The 15,818-nt window shown below is 75.7% G+C and carries 17 protein-coding genes; 7 read left to right on the top strand and 10 right to left on the bottom strand.

Translation table 11 applies throughout. From position 1 onward, the window contains the following. The first annotated feature begins 67 nt into the window (after positions 1–67). Positions 68–1,012 carry a hypothetical protein gene (locus C5N14_RS00585; protein WP_243639013.1) on the top strand — a complete coding sequence of 315 codons (945 nt, stop codon included), beginning with the start codon at positions 68–70 and terminating at the stop codon, positions 1,010–1,012. A gap of 335 nt (positions 1,013–1,347) precedes the next feature. Here the strand turns inward: C5N14_RS00585 and C5N14_RS00580 are convergent, their stop codons facing one another. From C5N14_RS00580 to C5N14_RS00565, 4 genes are read right to left on the bottom strand one after another with little or no spacing between them, the layout of a single operon-like run. Continuing rightward, complete coding sequence (locus tag C5N14_RS00580; RefSeq protein WP_117664819.1) at positions 1,348–2,409, bottom strand: tetratricopeptide repeat protein; 1,062 nt, start codon at positions 2,407–2,409, stop codon at positions 1,348–1,350. 9 nt (positions 2,410–2,418) lie between these two features. After that, on the bottom strand, positions 2,419–2,901 hold the full coding sequence (gene ispF / locus C5N14_RS00575) for a 2-C-methyl-D-erythritol 2,4-cyclodiphosphate synthase (protein ID WP_117664818.1): 483 nt from the start codon (positions 2,899–2,901) through the stop codon (positions 2,419–2,421). A gap of 16 nt (positions 2,902–2,917) precedes the next feature. Continuing rightward, positions 2,918–3,613, bottom strand: a complete 696-nt coding sequence (gene ispD / locus C5N14_RS00570) for a 2-C-methyl-D-erythritol 4-phosphate cytidylyltransferase (protein WP_117664817.1) — start codon at positions 3,611–3,613, stop codon at positions 2,918–2,920. A 54-nt stretch (positions 3,614–3,667) separates the two neighbouring features. Further along, a complete protein-coding gene (locus C5N14_RS00565) occupies positions 3,668–4,153 on the bottom strand; it encodes a CarD family transcriptional regulator (RefSeq protein WP_013288937.1) in 486 nt (161 codons plus the stop codon). A 329-nt stretch (positions 4,154–4,482) separates the two neighbouring features. Here C5N14_RS00565 and C5N14_RS00560 point away from each other — a divergent pair, with 329 nt between their 5' ends. Continuing rightward, entirely contained in the window at positions 4,483–5,214 is a 732-nt protein-coding gene (locus C5N14_RS00560) for a hypothetical protein (protein ID WP_117664816.1), read from the top strand. A 14-nt stretch (positions 5,215–5,228) separates the two neighbouring features. Here the strand turns inward: C5N14_RS00560 and C5N14_RS00555 are convergent, their stop codons facing one another. The 3 genes from C5N14_RS00555 to C5N14_RS00540 form a co-directional block, all read right to left on the bottom strand. Beyond that, positions 5,229–5,921: a hypothetical protein gene (locus tag C5N14_RS00555; protein ID WP_117664815.1), complete on the bottom strand. Its 693-nt coding sequence runs from the start codon at positions 5,919–5,921 to the stop codon at positions 5,229–5,231. Between the two features lie 77 nt (positions 5,922–5,998). Continuing rightward, positions 5,999–7,048 carry a type III polyketide synthase gene (locus C5N14_RS00550; RefSeq protein ID WP_117664940.1) on the bottom strand — a complete coding sequence of 350 codons (1,050 nt, stop codon included), beginning with the start codon at positions 7,046–7,048 and terminating at the stop codon, positions 5,999–6,001. A gap of 200 nt (positions 7,049–7,248) precedes the next feature. Continuing rightward, complete coding sequence (locus C5N14_RS00540; RefSeq protein ID WP_117664813.1) at positions 7,249–8,019, bottom strand: methyltransferase domain-containing protein; 771 nt, start codon at positions 8,017–8,019, stop codon at positions 7,249–7,251. Between C5N14_RS00540 and C5N14_RS00535 the strand changes: the two genes are divergently transcribed. The 4 genes from C5N14_RS00535 (at position 8,018) to disA (ending at position 12,675) form a co-directional block, all read left to right on the top strand. Then, complete coding sequence (locus C5N14_RS00535; RefSeq protein WP_207892565.1) at positions 8,018–8,893, top strand: UbiA family prenyltransferase; 876 nt, start codon at positions 8,018–8,020, stop codon at positions 8,891–8,893. The two genes, C5N14_RS00540 and C5N14_RS00535, sit on opposite strands and share 2 nt — an antisense overlap. 137 nt (positions 8,894–9,030) lie before the next feature. Then, positions 9,031–9,807: a hypothetical protein gene (locus C5N14_RS00530; protein ID WP_117664939.1), complete on the top strand. Its 777-nt coding sequence runs from the start codon at positions 9,031–9,033 to the stop codon at positions 9,805–9,807. Between the two features lie 92 nt (positions 9,808–9,899). After that, positions 9,900–11,348, top strand: coding sequence for a DNA repair protein RadA (radA, locus tag C5N14_RS00525; RefSeq protein ID WP_117664811.1), 1,449 nt, complete (start codon positions 9,900–9,902; stop codon positions 11,346–11,348). Positions 11,349–11,490: 142 nt separating this feature from the next. Continuing rightward, positions 11,491–12,675: a DNA integrity scanning diadenylate cyclase DisA gene (gene disA / locus C5N14_RS00520; protein ID WP_117664938.1), complete on the top strand. Its 1,185-nt coding sequence runs from the start codon at positions 11,491–11,493 to the stop codon at positions 12,673–12,675. A 51-nt stretch (positions 12,676–12,726) separates the two neighbouring features. Here the strand turns inward: disA and C5N14_RS00515 are convergent, their stop codons facing one another. From C5N14_RS00515 to C5N14_RS00505, 3 genes are all read right to left on the bottom strand, one after another. Next, positions 12,727–13,467, bottom strand: coding sequence for a hypothetical protein (locus C5N14_RS00515; protein ID WP_117664810.1), 741 nt, complete (start codon positions 13,465–13,467; stop codon positions 12,727–12,729). Between the two features lie 155 nt (positions 13,468–13,622). Further along, positions 13,623–14,183, bottom strand: a complete 561-nt coding sequence (locus tag C5N14_RS00510; RefSeq protein ID WP_117664809.1) for a peptide deformylase — start codon at positions 14,181–14,183, stop codon at positions 13,623–13,625. Further along, positions 14,180–14,692, bottom strand: a complete 513-nt coding sequence (locus C5N14_RS00505; protein ID WP_117664808.1) for a glycine cleavage system protein R — start codon at positions 14,690–14,692, stop codon at positions 14,180–14,182. Before C5N14_RS00505 ends, C5N14_RS00510 begins: the two co-directional genes overlap by 4 nt. A 96-nt stretch (positions 14,693–14,788) precedes the next feature. Between C5N14_RS00505 and C5N14_RS00500 the strand changes: the two genes are divergently transcribed. Continuing rightward, positions 14,789–15,700: an A/G-specific adenine glycosylase gene (locus C5N14_RS00500; protein WP_117664937.1), complete on the top strand. Its 912-nt coding sequence runs from the start codon at positions 14,789–14,791 to the stop codon at positions 15,698–15,700. Positions 15,701–15,818 lie beyond the last annotated feature (118 nt).

The raw sequence follows: 15,818 nt of genomic DNA, 5'->3' as shown, positions 1-15,818 counted from the left end.
GGTGCCCCGGTCAACGGCCGGCGTAAGTCGGTGGACCGGCCCGGCCGGCATCGGCCATCGTGGCCGGATGAGCGGTGACGGAATGTCGGACGCCGAGCGGCGGGTGTGGGCGGCGCTGCCCGCCGACGTACGCGAGAGGCTGGACGCCCTGCCGGCCTCGGGCCTGACCACGCTCCTGCTCTCCCTGGCCCGGACGCGGGCCGCGCGGGTACGGCCGGCCGAGGTGCTGCGCCGCTGGCGGGAGGACCGTTTCGTACGCCCGGCCGACTGCGACCCGCGCGCGACGGCCGCCGTGCAGACGCTGCTGTGGGACCTGCTGCCCACGGAGGTGGCGGGCGTCGAGCTGTCCCCCGTCGTACCGCTGGGCACTTGTGCGGCGGTCACGCCGGGCAGCCAGAACCGGATCGTCACGGCGACGCGCCCGATCGAGGTCGTCAGCGACCCCACCAACGCGCTGGCGGTCGAGGCCGCCGACCGGCGGCTGGGCGGGAGCGGGCCGGGCGAGGTGCACCTTGCCGCCAGCCACCGGGTACTGCGGGCGCAGCGATTCGACGCGGGGATGCAGGCACACTTCCGCCTCTTCGCCCTGGTGTCCAGCGCCCGCGACACCGGCTCGGGCCACACCGAGGCCCGGCTGCTGACGCTGCACCTCGGCTACTGGCAGCGGGTCCTCGCGCGCCTGGTTCCGTCCGCCGCACCGCAGCTGCGGTTCACTGTCCTCGACTCCCCTGTGGTGCGGGAACGCGTCGCCGACACGGTCCGGCCCGCCCTAGCGGCCGGCGGAGTGCCGCTCGTGGAGGAGCCCGACCGCACCCGCGGACGGGGCTACTACGTCGACGCCGCCCTGCGGATCACCGCAGCGCACGACGGCGAGGCCATCGACCTCGGCGACGGCGGGTTCACCACGTGGACGGCCCAGCTCACCAGCGACGCCAAGGAACGCTGCCTGACCTCCTGCGTGTCGGTCGACCGCCTCGCCGCCCTCGCCGCCACTAACCGCCCTGCGGACTGACCGCCGAGCCGAGGCGACAGGCACGCCCCGGTAGCCGATTTGATGCAGGGCAAGGTGTGGTTGAAGTCCGACGTGGAGGCGTGGATCGAGCAACACCGCCCCGACCTCCCCACGCCCTAGAGTCCGGCGAGGAATCTGGGAATCGAAATGGCTCCCAGAGGGGCTGGTTGCGTCCAAGATCTGCGAGGGTTACCACCCGCGCGGACGGCGACCACGTCAGGGGTTCGCCGGGGCCCGCCCGCGGAGGGATCAAGCCTGACCGCCCGGAGCGGGCGGGCCCCGGCGAACCCCCACCCGGAAGCAGGCCAGGCGTACCCCACCCGGTACCAAAGAGCTCAGCGGACGGTACGGGAGAACACCGCCAACTCCGCCACCGCAGCCACCACGATCCCGAGCACCAGCGGCCACGGCGTCCCCACCGCCGCGTAGACCAGCAACAACAGCGGCGCGGCGGCCACCGCGTACACCGCCAGGGCCAGCGCCCGGTCTGAGCGCAGCAGGTCCGGCAGCACGGTACGGGTCAGCCCCGGCACCCGCGCCGCGAGGAGCCAGCCCAGCACCGCACCGCTCAGCGCCACCAGCACCGCGAGGAACCGGGACGGGCCGGCCCCGCCCGATGCCGCCGCGACCGCCACCAGGACGGTGCCGACCAGGGACCATCCCGCGCCGTACAACACCAGGCGGCGCAGCTCGTCGGTGGCACTCCGGCGCGGGTCAAAGCCGGCGCCTCGGCGCGGGTCAAAGTCGGCCCCCCGGCGCGGGTCGGGCGGCGCCGGGCCGAGCGGGACGCTCTCGGCCAGCTCCGCCAGCGCCTCGGCGTACCGGCGCCGCTCCAGCCGGATCACCCCGGGCTCGGCGGCGGCCCCGTCCAGTTCCGGGTCGAGCCGCAGCGCCTCCCGGTACGCCCGCTCGGCCAGGTCGTAGAGCCGCAGCCGGGCGGCCACCAGGCCGAGCACCAGGTGCGCCTGGGCCTCCTCCGGGGCCAGCTCCACCCCGCGCCAGGCCGCGTTGAGCGCCGGCTGCCCGTTACGCGCGCCGGACAGGAGCGCGGCGGCGCTGCGCTGGGCGTACGCGTCGGCGGGACCCACGGCGAGGAGCCGCTCGGCGGTCCGCGCCGACTCGGCGTACTCGCCCAGGTCGGCCAGCGCCAGCCCGCGCACCACCAGCGGGTCGACCGCGTCCGGGGCGACGGCCAGGGCGGCGTCGGCGGCGGCACGCGCCTCGGCGGGCCGCCCGCCGGCGAGGTGCACCCGGCCGAGGGTGGTCAGCGCGACGGCGTTCGCCGGTTCCAGGGCCAGCGCGAAGCCGACCTCGCCGGCCGCCTCGTCGTAGCGGCCGAGGTCGGCGAGGAGTTGGGCGCGCTGGAGGTAACCCTCGGCGGTGGCGTCGCTGGACATCCGGCGGGCCTAGGCGGCCGGAGCCTGGTGGACCAGGGCGACCGCGATCCCGGTGAGCCCCTCGCCGCGCCCGGTGAAGCCCAGGCCGTCGGTGGTGGCGGCGGAGACGGTGACGGGGGCGCCGACCGCCTCGGACAGCACCGCCTCGGCCTCGGCCCGACGGGGCCCGATCTTCGGCCGGTTGCCGATCACCTGCACCGACACGTTGCCGATCTGGAAGCCGGCCGCCCGGACCCGGCGGGCGCTCTCGGTCAGCAGCGCCACCCCCGACGCGCCCGCCCACTGCGGTTCGGCCACCCCGAAGTTCGACCCGAGGTCGCCCAGCCCGGCGGCGGAGAGCAGCGCGTTGCACGCCGCGTGCGCGGCCACGTCGGCGTCGGAGTGACCGGCCAGGCCGTCCTGGTCGGGCCAGTGCAGGCCGGCCACCCAGCAGGGCCGGCCAGCCTCGAAGGCGTGCACGTCGGTGCCGATGGCCACCCGAGGAACGATCATGCGCCGAGGGTACGCGTCACGCGCCTGCGGCCAGCAGGTGCTCGGCGAGCGCCAGGTCGAACGGGCGGGTGACCTTGAGGGCGTACTCGGAGCCGGGGACGCACACCACCGGGACGCCCTGCTTCTCCACGAGGCCGGCGTCGTCGGTGAGCGGGTCGCCGGCCGCCGCGTGGGCAGCGGCCAGCACCGACCGGCGGAACCCCTGCGGCGTCTGCACGGCCCGCAGGGCGGACCGGTCCACGGTGCCGAGGACCACCTCGCCGGTGCCGACCTCCTTGATCGTGTCGACCACCGGGAGGACGGGGATCACCGCCTCGTGTCCGGAGCGCACCGCCTCGGCCACCGACTCGACCAGCTCGGGCGGGGTCAGGGCGCGGGCCGCGTCGTGCACCAGGACGATCTCCGGGCCGGCGGGGACGGCCGCGAGCGCGGCGGCCACCGACGCCTGCCGTTCCGCCCCGCCGGGGACGACCAGCACCGGGGCGACCGGGGCGAGGAGTTGGCGGACCGCCCCGACCTCGCCGGCCGGGGCGGCCACCACGATGGTGTGCACGGAGCCGGCGGCGGCGATCCGGCGGACCGCGTGCACGAGCAACGGCTCGCCGGCGAGCAGGCGCAGGGCCTTGGGGGCGCCCGGGCCGAGCCGTACGCCGGCACCGGCCGCAGGCACGAGGACCGCGACGTCACCGCGCGGATTGAGCTGCGCGGTCACGTCGCGGTCCTCGGGTTTCTTTGCTACGGGGTGGGTACGACGATGCTGTGCGAACTAGGCCTCGGTCAGCACCTTGTCGAGCAACGTCTCCGCCTCGTCCTTGGTGCTCTTCTCGGCCAGCGCGACCTCGCCGACGAGGATGTCGCGGGCCTTGGCGAGCATGCGCTTCTCGCCTGCGGACAGGCCCCGCTCCCGCTCCCGACGCCACAGGTCGCGGACGACCTCGGCCACCTTCAGCGGGTTGCCGGAGGCCAGCTTCTCCAGATTCGCCTTGTAACGCCGCGACCAGTTGGTCGGCTCCTCGGTGTGCGGAGCCCGGAGAACGTCGAAGACCTTGCCGAGGCCCTCTTCGCCGACCACCTCACGCACGCCCACGATCTCGGCGTTCTCAGCGGGCACCCGGACGGTCAGGTCACCCTGCGCGACCCGCAGGACGAGGTACTCCCTGGGCTCGCCCTTGATGACCCGAGTCTCGATTGCCTCGATGAGTGCGGCCCCGTGGTGGGGGTAAACAACGGTCTCGCCGACACTGAAAACCATAGGTTCGAAACCCCTTTCGCTGTGTCTAGAGTAACACGCTCAGGCACCGATGTCCCACCGCTGTCCTGACCGTTGGCGCAGCTCAGGGGCCCTGTGAGAGGTATTTCTTCAGCTTGACAGGCGGCCAAACCGATGGTCCGAACACGCTCCGTGACTGATCTATGACACCCCGGTGGGGGGTGGTCGAAGCGTGGATTTCTCGGGCGATGCGCTCCTTCCATGGTAGCCCGGCCGCACCAGCCCCGCCCAGGTGTAGCGGGAGGAGGGGCCGGTGCGGGACCCTTGAGGCGAACCGCCGTCCGCACACCGAACCGGTTCGAGGGGGTCCGATGGGCATGCCCGACGCAGATGGTCACGGCCCCACCGACGGGCTGCCCGGCCTGCCCCCGGAGTGGGGCCGGGTGGTGGTGCCGGACGACGCGTCCGCGCTGGCCGAGGAGGCCGCGCAGGTCCGGCGCGAGCTACGCCGGCAGGCCGGCCGGAGCCGGTGGCGGCGGCTGCTCGGCCTGGCCGCCCGGCGGGCCGGACGGCCACCGCTCGGCCTGCCGCTGCTGGTGCTGATGGTGGCGTTGCTCACCACGGTCGCCGGGCTGTTCGCCGTCACCTGGCCCCGCACCCCCCGTTCCGGCGACCGCCCCACCGTCGTGCCGTACCCGACGGCGACCGATCTGACCGGCCGGGCGCTGCCGGCCCTGGAACTGGTCGACGCCGAGGAGTCGACCGTGTCGCTGCGCGCGCTGCTCCCCGCGGTGATCATCCTGGTGGACGGCTGTCCCTGCCCCGACCGGGTGGCCGAGGCCGCCGCGCTCGCGCCGCCGGGGGTCACCGTGGTCACCGTCCACGGCACCCGCGCGCCGCGCCCCACCCCGGTGCCGTCCGGCGCGGTCGTACGCCCGCTCGCCGATCCGGGCGGCGGGCTGCGCGCGTTCCTGCGCCTGTCGTCCCGCCCCGACACCGCGACCGCGCTGCTGGTCGGCCGCACCGGCACCCTGGTCCGGGTGGTGCCGGACCTGCGCTCCGCCGACGACTACCGCGCCGACCTGGCCCGCCTCGGCACCTGACCCGGTCAGGGTGGTCAGAACGTCAGGGCCGCCACCCGGGCGTCGACCACGATCGGGACGGCTCCCGGCGCGCCCGCGGCCAGCTCGATCCGGATCGGACCGTCCCCCCGGTTCAGCCACATCGTGGCGAGCGAGCCGTCGCAGGTCGCCCGGCGGCTGTCCCGGTGGCCGGCGCGGACGGTCACCAGCAGGAGCTGCCCCGGACCGACGCACCGGTACTGGACCAGGTGCGGTCGCGTGGTGGCTTCGACGACCCGTCGCTGCGAGGGCTGGCCGGGGCGCAGCGTCAGCCGGGCCTGCCAGACGGTCCCGGTCGACAACCCGCCGAGCCCGCCGTCGGGGTTTTCGTCGTAGGCGGTGCCCGCGTCGTACCGCACGGTCACCCGTCCGGGCTCCGTGACGACGACGGCGCGCCGGCGAGGGCCGGCGGAGGTCACCCGGCCGGTGGCCGGGTCGACCATGAAGACCAGGGGCTCGCCCGGGGACACCCGGACGAGATCGCCGGACGTGGACCCGGTGCGCGGGGTCCCGGCGCCGTCCCCGGGACCGCGAGCCGGCCCGTCGACGCCGGACGTCGCGGTGGGACCGCCCACCGGGCCGACCGCCGGGGCCTCGGCCCGCCACCATCCGACACCGGCGGCCACGACGAGGACGGCCAGCGCGGCGAGTCCTCCGCCCCGGAGCCGGTCAACCACGTCGCCGCCCACGCGGTCGAGCCTAGCCACCCGGCACCGGTCCCGCCGGCCGCCCCACGCCGGCCGGCGCTCGGCGCGGGGCGGGGCGGTCAGGCGGCGCGGTCGAGGAGGGCCGCGTAGAGGGTCAGGCCCGGCCCGAAGGCGAGGATCAGCACCCGGTCGGGCGGCTGCGCCGCCCGCAGCAGCCGGTCGAGGATCAGCAGCACCGTCGGCGAGGAGCAGTTGCCGTGTTCCTCCAGCGTGGCCCGGGACGCGGACAGCGCCCGCGGTGGCAGGGCCAGCTCGCGTTCCACCACGTCGAGGATGCGCGGGCCGCCCGGGTGCACCGCCCAGCCGTCCACCTCGGCGAGCTGGGCGCCGTGCCGGGCCAGCAGGGCGTCGACCAGCCCCCGGACGTGGGTCGAGAGCACCTGCGGCACCTGCGGCGACAGCCCCATCCGGAAACCGGTGTCGGTGACCTCCCAGGTCATGTGGTCGGCCGTCGAGGTGTCGGTGACCGAGGTGACCTCACGCAGCGCGTACCCCCGGCCGCCGGGGAGGACCACGGCGGCGACGGCGGCGTCCGAGAAGAGCGCGTGGGAGACGATCTGCTGGGTGTCCAGCCGGGCCGTGGCCGGCTGGATGTGCAGGCTGGTCAGTTCCGCGCAGAGCAGCAGCGCGGGGCGCTGCCGGGCGGTGACGAAGTCGCCGGCCGCGCCGAGCCCCGGCAGGGCGGCGTAGCAGCCCATGTGCCCCACGAACATGCGCTGGGTGTCCGGCGCCATACCCAGGTCCCGGGCGAGCAGGATGTCCAGCCCGGGGGTGGCGTACCCGGTGCACGAGCAGACGACGAACAGGCCGACGTCGCGGGCGTCCAGGCCGGCGGCGGTGAGCGCCCGGCCGACCGCCTCCTTGCCGAGCGGCAGCGCCTCGACCTGGTAGCGGCGCAGCCGGCGCTCGGTCGACCAGTCCGAGACGTCCTCCAGCAACGGGTTGACCGCCGCCTGCCGCCGGTTCACCCCGGAGTTGGCGAAGATCCGTTCTGCCAGCGTCTGGGTCCGGCCCGAGAAGTGCTTCGAGAAGAAGCCCTGCCAGAGCTCGTCCTGCGTGGCACCTGGCGGCTGCGCCGTCCCCATGCCCGCGATCACCGGTACGGCCACGTTCCCCACCTCTCGTCCGCGAACCCCCATGTCGTCCCCGCGTCGCCTCCGTCCGACGACCACGGGACCGCCTTCCTCACGTTCACCAACGAGGGCCGCGTCGGCGCGGTCCGGGCACCGCCCGCGCCACGGGCGGGGCACCGGCGGCCCGCATCCTCGTCGGCCCCTCCCGGCGCCCCTGGTACCCCGGGCCGACCCGGCTACCCGCGCCGGACCCCCCACCCCTGGTACAGCACCGCGGTCGACCAGGTCGGCCTGATCCGCGGGGCCCGCCCGGACGGCGTCGGCTGTGGACGACCACCGGACCGGATCCGGCGCAGCAGCCAGGCCAGGGTCCCGCGCAGCCCCGGGCGGACGCCCCGGACCCGCAGGTCGACGCCGTGCCGGGCGCACTCGGCGATCAGCTCCCGGTGGTCCACGAACAACCGTGGATCGTGGATGCCCCGGGGCACCGCCGGCAGCCGCTCGCCGATCTGGACCGCGACCAACCGGCTCAGCGCGGTGTCGTTGAGGGTGTCCAGGACCAGCAGCCCGCCCGGACGGAGCAGCCGGCACGCCTCGGCCACCGCGCGCCGCCAGTCGGGCACGTGCTCCAGCAGTTCGCCGGCGGCCACCACGTCGGCGCAGCCGTCGGCCAGCGGCACGGCGGTGGCGTCGCCGTTGACCGGCCGCACCCCGTGCGCGGCGGCCTGGGCCAGGGCCGAGCGGGTGAGGTCGACCCCGACGTGCCGGTAGCCCTTGCCGGCCAGGTGCGGGGCGAGCAGGCCGGCGCCGCAGCCCAGGTCGACCAGCAGGGCGTCGGGCCGGGCGGCCGGCGGTACCAGGGCCGCCCGGGCCCGGGCCAGCCAGTGCAACATGGCGAACGCTCCGTCGGGGCGCCACCACTCGTCGGCCAGGTCGTCGTACTGCCGGGGATCGTTCGCGGGCAGCAGGCGGGGGCGGTCGGACACCGGGGACGAACCGTCACGCATGGCACCGAGCGTGGCACGACTGGACGGTAACGACCAGACTTCCCTTATGTCGACGACGGTGTTAGGGCTGGTCAGGGCGAGTCATCCCGAGCCCGCCGTGGCGGTGACCGTGGTCGCCGGGCTGCTCGCCCGGGGCGTGGGGCACGGCCCGTCCGGAATCGCCGCGGTGGCGCTCACGGTGCTCGCCAGCCAGCTCGCGGTCGGCTGGTCCAACGACCACCTGGACGCCGACCGGGACGCCGTGGTGGGGCGTACCGACAAGCCGGTCGCGACCGGCGCGGTCAGCGTGCGGGCGGTCGGCCTGGCGGCGCTGGCTGCGGCCCTGGCCACGGTCCTGCTGGCGGCGGCGACCAACCGGACGGCGACGGTCTGGGCGGCCGTGGCCCTGGTCTCCGCGTTGTCCTACAACTGGCCGCTGAAGTCGACCCCGGTCTCGGTGCTGCCGTACGCGGTCTCCTTCGGCGCGCTGCCCGCCTTCGTGGTGCTGGCCCTGCCCGGCGCGCCCGCCCCGCCGGCCTGGCTGGTGGCCGCCGCCGCCCTGCTGGGGGCCGGGGCGCACTTCGCCAACGTGCTGCCCGACCTGGCCGACGACGCCCGGACCGGGGTGCGCGGGCTGCCGCACCGGCTCGGCGCGGCGGGCAGCCGGGTGGCCGCCGCCGGGCTGCTGCTCGCGGCGACCGTCACCCTGGTCGTCGGGCCGCCCGGGCCACCGTCGTGGGCCGGGCTGTCGGCCGTCGCGACCGCCGCCCTGGTGCCGCCCCTGACCTGGTACGCCGGCCGCGGCGCCCGCCGGGGGGTGGCCGCGTTCCGGGCGGTGATGCTGGTGGCGCTGATCGACGTGGTGCTGCTGGTGGCGAACGGCCGGGTGGTCTGAGGGGTCCCCGGGAAGGTGGTGGTGCCGGGTCGCCGTGCGGGTCCCGATCAGCCCCAACTACCCTGAAGCCGGTCTGCGCGGGTATGGCCACCGTGCCCGGTGACGGCCGGGTGGGGATCGTGACGAGGAGGACCGACGTGACGCGCTCGATCAGGGGTTCCCGGCGGGCGGCCCTGCTGCTGTCCGGCGTGGCGGCGGCGACCGGCCTGCTGGCGACCGGTTGCGGCGCCGGCCAGGTGGCCGAGACCGCCAAGAAGGCCCCGTCGGTCCAGGGCGTCAACGTCCAGACTCCGGACAACGCCTACAAGGTCCGCGGCCTGTACGTCGAGTACCCGGGCAGCGGTAGCTACCAGTCCGGCGCGAACGCCGCCGTCAACGCGGTGATCTACAACGACACGCAGAACCCCGTGACGGTGACCGTCACCACGGACAGCGCGCGGGAGATCGTGATCTCCGGCGGCGCGTCCGGGTCGGCCAGCCCGTCCGCGTCGGGCAGCGCGTCGCCGTCGGAGAGCGCGTCGCCGTCCGGGTCCGCCAGCCCGTCCGGGTCCGCCAGCCCGTCGGAGGGCGGCACGCCGTCCCCGTCCGAGGGCGCCTCGGAGAGCCCGTCCGCCTCGGCCAGCCCCTCGGCCCCCGCCGGGGAGCCGGCCCGGATCGAGATCCCGGCCCTCAGCTACGTCCAGCTCAACGTGCAGGGCGGCCGGTCCCTCCAACTCGTCGGCCTGAACGAGGCCCTGCTCGTCGGGCAGCAGGTCAACCTGACCTTCGACTTCGGCAACGGCCGGACCGTCAGCACCCCGGCCCCGATCGGCGTCCCGCTGACCCCGCTCCCGCAGCCCTCCCAGATCGTCGAGCGCGAGGGCGCGCACGGCGAGCCGGGCGGCACCGAGGCCGGTGCCGGCCACGGCGGCTGACCCCCCGCACCACTCGACCGTCGACAACACCGCCGGCGTGGCACCCGCCACGCCGGCGGTGTTTCGTCGTACGGGGGGACTAGCGTTCCGGTGTGACGACGCCCTCCCGATCGACGCCCTCCCGAGCGACCTCGCGCGCGGGCCGGGGCGCCCGTGAGCCCCGTCCGGCCTACGAGTGCGACGCCTGCGGGCACCAGCCCCCGAAGTGGGTGGGGCGTTGCCCGGAGTGCGGCGAGTGGGGCTCGGTGGTCGAATGCACCGTGACCGGTCCGACCGTCTCGGGCCGGGTGGTCAGCTCCCGGATGCCGGCCGAGCCCGCCCGCCCCATCGCCACCATCAGCGCCGCCCCGGCCAAGGCCCGGCCGACCGGGGTCAGCGAGCTGGACCGGGTACTCGGCGGTGGCCTGGTGCCCGGCGCGGTGGTGCTGCTCGCCGGCGAGCCGGGCGTGGGCAAGTCCACGTTGCTGCTCGACGTGGCCCAGCAGTGGGCGGCCACCGCCGGCAGCCCGTCCCTGGTGGTCAGCGGCGAGGAGTCGGTCAGCCAGGTGCGGCTGCGCGCGGAGCGGATGGGCGCCCTGCACGACCAGCTCTGGCTGGCCGCCGAGAGCGACCTGGGCGCGGTCCTCGGCCACCTCGACGCGGTGAAGCCGGGGCTGCTGGTGCTCGACTCGGTGCAGACGATCTCCACCCCCGGCACGGAGGGGGTGCCCGGCGGGGTGACCCAGGTGCGGGCGGTCACCGCCGCCCTCGTCGCGGTGGCCAAGGAACGCGGCGTCGCCACCGTGCTGGTCGGTCACGTCACGAAGGACGGCCAGGTGGCCGGCCCCCGGGTGCTGGAGCACCTGGTCGACGTGGTGCTGCACTTCGAGGGCGACAAGCACTCCTCGCTGCGGATGGTGCGCGGCGTGAAGAACCGGTTCGGCGCCGCCGACGAGGTCGGCTGCTTCGAGATGCACGAGGGCGGGATCAGCAGCCTCGCCGACCCGTCCGGGCTGTTCCTGACCCGCTACTCGGAGCCGGTGCCGGGCACCTGCGTCACGGTGGCGATGGAGGGGCGGCGGGCGCTGGTCACCGAGGTTCAGGCGCTGATCGGCGCGACGGTCGCGGGCTCGCCCCGGCGCACGGTGTCCGGGCTGGACGGGGCCCGGCTGGCGATGGTGCTGGCGGTGCTCCAGCGCCGTGCCGAGCGGCTGACCCTGCACGACCGGGAGGTCTTCGCGGCCACGGTCGGCGGCATCCGGGTGGTGGAGCCGGCGGCCGACCTCGCGGTCGCCCTGGCGGTCGCCTCCGGCGGGCTCAACCTGGCCATCAATCCGCACCTGGTGGCGATCGGCGAGGTCGGGCTGACCGGCGAGGTGCGCCGGGTCGGCGCGGTGCCGCGTCGGCTGGCCGAGGCGGCCCGGCTCGGGTTCCGAGTGGCGCTCGTCCCGCCCGGGTGCGGTCCGGAAAGCGCCGGAGCGGGCCCGGAGAACATGCGGGTGATGGAGGTCACCGACGTGCGCTCGGCGCTCCAGTGTGCCGCCCGCGCATCCGCGGAGTGACCGACGGTGGCCGCCGGGCGGGACCGCCTGTGCGATACCGGACAAGCGCGGCAGGGCGCGCGGCGTGGCCGACGGGGGGCATCGTGACACATCACAGTAACCACGACAGCACCCACCGCACGCCAGTCCGTAGACTGTGCGCGTGCCGATCGACCGCGATGCCAGCAGAACCGCCGGCGCGACAACCCACGCCCGCACCGGTGCCGTGGGCTCGCCCGCCCGTCCGATCAGCGTCAGCGTGACCGGGAGTGTCGGCGGCGCGGGCGGCGACCCGCTGCGGGCCAACCTGGCGCTCATGGCGCCCGGCACCGCGCTGCGTGACGGCCTGGAGCGGATCCTGCGCGGCCGGACGGGCGCACTGATCGTGCTCGGCTACGACAAGGTGGTCGAGGGGCTGTGCACCGGCGGCTTCCCGCTGGATGTCGAGTTCTCCGCCACCCGGGTCCGCGAGCTGTGCAAGATGGATGGCGCGGTGGTGCTGTCCAGCGACGGCAGCCGGATCGTCCGGGCGGCCGTGCACCTGATGCCGGACCCGTCGATCCCGACCGAGGAGTCCGGCACCCGGCACCGCACCGCCGAGCGGGTGGCCCGGCAGACCGGCTACCCGGTCATCTCGGTCAGCCAGTCGATGCGGATCATCAGCCTCTACGTCAACGGCCAGCGGCACGTGCTGGACGACTCGGCGGCCATCCTGTCCCGGGCCAACCAGGCCCTGGCCACGCTGGAGCGCTACAAGCTGCGCCTCGACGAGGTATCCGGCACCCTGTCCGCCCTGGAGATCGAGGACCTGGTCACCGTCCGGGACGCGGTGGCGGTGGTGCAGCGGCTCGAGATGGTCCGCCGGATCGCCGACGAGATCGCCGGATACGTGGTGGAGCTGGGCACCGACGGCCGGCTGCTCGCCCTCCAGCTCGACGAGCTGATGGCCGGCGTGGACGCCGACCGCACCCTGGTCATCCGGGACTACCTGCCCGCCGGGCGCAAGCCCCGCACGCTGGACGAGGCGCTGGTCGAGCTGGACCTGCTGGGCGCCACCGAGCTGATCGACCTGGTCGCGGTGGCGAAGGCGATCGGCTACCCGGCCGCCTCCGACGCGCTGGACGCGGCGGTCAGCCCGCGCGGCTTCCGGCTGCTGGCGAAGGTCCCCCGGCTGCCGGTGGCGATCGTCGACCGGCTGGTGCTGCACTTCGGCAGCCTCCAGCGGCTGCTCGGGGCCACCGTGGAGGACCTTCAGGCGGTCGAGGGCGTCGGTGACGCCCGGGCCCGGGGCGTCCGGGAGGGGCTGTCCCGGCTCGCCGAGGCCTCCATCCTGGAGCGCTACGTCTGACCGGCCCCGCCCGGGCCGGCCGACCCGGCCCCGCACGGCGGGCCGCCCGGCTCAGCCGGAGATGGTGAACTTCACCGGCTCGCTCAGCTTGGTGTCCAGCCGCCCGAAGAGCTGGTAGCTCCCGGCCGGCGGGAGGGGGCCGTTGGCCAGCCCGTCCTTGCAGCGGCTGGTGTCCCTGCCGTTCCAGTCCACCTGGTATGACCGCTCGAAACCCGGGGTGAACGACTGCACGTCCGAGCCCTTGACGTTGCCGCAGGTGTCGGAGGACCAGACCTTCTCCGCGCCGGACTTCACGTACAACTCCTGGAAGTCTGCGCCGACGTCCCGGCTACAGGTGCGGTTCGACCTGTTCTTGATCTTGAGCTGGAGGCTGACCACGGTGCCCCGCTGCGCCGACGACGGCACCGCCACCGGCGTCACCGAGATCTCCGCGTCGGTGCACGTCCCGGCGTCGGCGCCCGGGGCGGCCGGAACGTCGTTCCCGACCGGCCCGGCCGAGGAGCCGGGGTTGGCCGGGGCGCCGGACGAGCCGGCGTCGTCCGAGCCGCCGGGCGGGGCGCCGGTCTGCGGGGACAGCACCGAGCCGCTCGGGTCCGGGGCCGCGGACGGGTCGCCGGCACCCTGGGCCGCAGTCGGAGTCGGGGTCGACTTCGACTGCGGGGTGGTGCCGGTGTTGCCCGCCTTGTTGCAGGAGTAGAGCAGGACAATCAGGAAGAGAAGCCCCGCTCCCACCACGACAACGCGACGCCGCCAGTACACGGCGGGTGGCAGGGGGCCGACCGTCAGACGCATGATGCCCCCACCGTAACGGCGCGACCCACCCTCGTCCGGCGCGACGCGCCGGGCCACCCTCCGCTCACGGGCACGACCCTCCACTCACGACGGCCGCCCGCCCCGGCCCGCCCGCGACGCCGGGCGGCGGAGCCATCGGCCGGGGCTCCGCCGGCTCACAGGTACACCTTGCGCTGGTAGATCGCGTGCGCACCGGCCACCCGGTCGAGGAAGAGCAGGCCGGCGCAGTGATCGATCTCGTGCTGCAACGCCCGCGCCTCGAACCCGTCGGTGACCAGCCGCACCGGCGCGCCGGTGCCCGGAAGCACCCCCTCGACGACCAGCCGGCTGGCCCGCTTGACGTCGCCCGTCAGGTCGGGCACCGACATGCAGCCCTCCCGGCCGGCCTTCCACCGGCTCGCCTCCACCACCCGGGCGTTGCACAGCACGAAGGTCCCGTGCACGGTCACCGCCTTCGGGTGCCCGGTGATGTCGACCGCGAACACCTGGGCGCTCACGCCGACCTGGGGCGCGGCGAGGCCCACGCAGCCGGGCGAGACGCGCATCGTGGCGACCAGGTCGGCGGCGAGGCGGATCACCTCGTCGGACGTCGGGTCCACCTCCGGGCCGGGCCGGCTGAGCACCGGGTCCGGGGCGGAGACCACCGGACGCACCTCGCCGGGCACGGCCAGCGCTTCGGGCGTCCAGCCGCCGAGGCCGACGTACTCCGCGGTCACAGCAGGTCCGAGTCCGCCGGGCGGAGGCTGACCCCGACGCCGAGTTCCGCGGCGGTACGGGCCAGCCGGCCGGCCACCTCGTCCGAGGTTCCCGGCGGCAGCTCGACCTCGGCCACCACCACGTAGAGGGTGCCGGTCAGCCGCGTGCTCAGGTCGGTGACGTTGCCGCCCGCGTCGGTCAGCACCCGGGTCATCGCCGCGACGATGCCCATCCGGTCCGCGCCGTGCACCGCCAGCACGTACGGCTCACCGGCCGGCGGCGTCACGCCGTCGGGGGTGACCTCCCGCACGGTGGCCAGGAGCTGGCCGTCGGCGGCGAGCGGGGCCAGCTCGGCCTCGACGTCGGCGGCGGCCGGACCGACGCAGATCAGGGTCATCGCGAAGTGACCCCGCAGCCGGGTCATGGTGGAGTCGGTGAGGTTCGCGCCGAGCCGGGCGAGCACCTCGGCGACGTCGGCCACGATGCCGGGCCGGTCCCGGCCGATGACGGTGATCGCGAGCTCGTTCATCCGGGCATTCTGCCCGATCCGGGTCCGCCCCCCGCGCCGCCCCGCCCGGCCCGCCCAACCAGCGGGAAGGACGCCCATGACATGATCGGCGGCGCGATGTCCGAACCCACCTTCGCCACCCTGGTCAGCCGGTGGTACGAGCAGAACGCCCGCGACCTGCCGTGGCGGGCGCCCGGCGTGGGCGCATGGGCGATCCTGGTCAGCGAGGTCATGCTCCAGCAGACTCCGGTGGTGCGGGTGCTGCCGGCCTTCCAGGCGTGGCTGGCCCGCTGGCCGACGCCCGCCGCGCTGGCCGCCGACACGCCCGCCGAGGCGATCCGGATGTGGGGGCGGCTCGGCTACCCCCGCCGGGCGGTGCGGCTGCACGGGTGTGCGGCGGCGATCGTCCAGCGGCACGGTGGCGCCGTGCCGGACCGGCTGGACCAACTGCTGGCGCTGCCCGGGGTGGGCACCTACACGGCCCGTGCGGTGGCCGCCTTCGCGTACGGCCAGCGGCACCCGGTGGTGGACACCAACGTGCGCCGGGTGGTCTGCCGGGCGATCGCCGGGGAGCCGGACGCCGGCCCGGCCACCCGACCCGCCGACCTGGTGGCCACCGAGGAGCTGCTGCCGGCGGAGCCGGCCGCCGCCGCGCTGGCCAGCGCCGCGTTCATGGAGCTGGGGGCGATGCTCTGCACCGCCCGCTCGCCGCGCTGCCCGGCGTGCCCGGTGCAGTCCGTCTGCGCCTGGCGGGCGTCCGGCCAGGCGGCCCCGGCCGGCCCGACCCGTCGGCCCCAGCGGTACGCGGGCACCGACCGGCAGGTACGCGGGCTGCTGCTGGCGGTGCTGCGGGAGGCCACCGGCCCCGTGCCGCACCAGCGGCTGGACCAGGTCTGGACCGACGGCGTGCAGCGCGCCAGGGCGCTGGCCGGGCTGGTCGCCGACGGCCTGGTGGAGCCGGTCGGCGAGGCGGAGTTCCGCCTGGTCGGCGACGGCCCCACCGCCCCCGCGCTGCCCACCGCCGGCTGACCCCACCGCCGGCGGACGGCACCCGGCCCTCCGCCGCCCCCGGGCGACCCGTCGGGGTGGGCCGGGCACGACGAAGGGCGACGGCCCCGGTGGCTCTCGCCGACCGGGGCCGTCGCCC

The organism is Micromonospora sp. MW-13, from assembly GCF_003434305.1.
Lineage (GTDB): Bacteria > Actinomycetota > Actinomycetes > Mycobacteriales > Micromonosporaceae > Micromonospora.
Note: the sequence above shows the minus strand (reverse complement) of the source record. Positions and strands in the feature narration are given on the sequence as shown.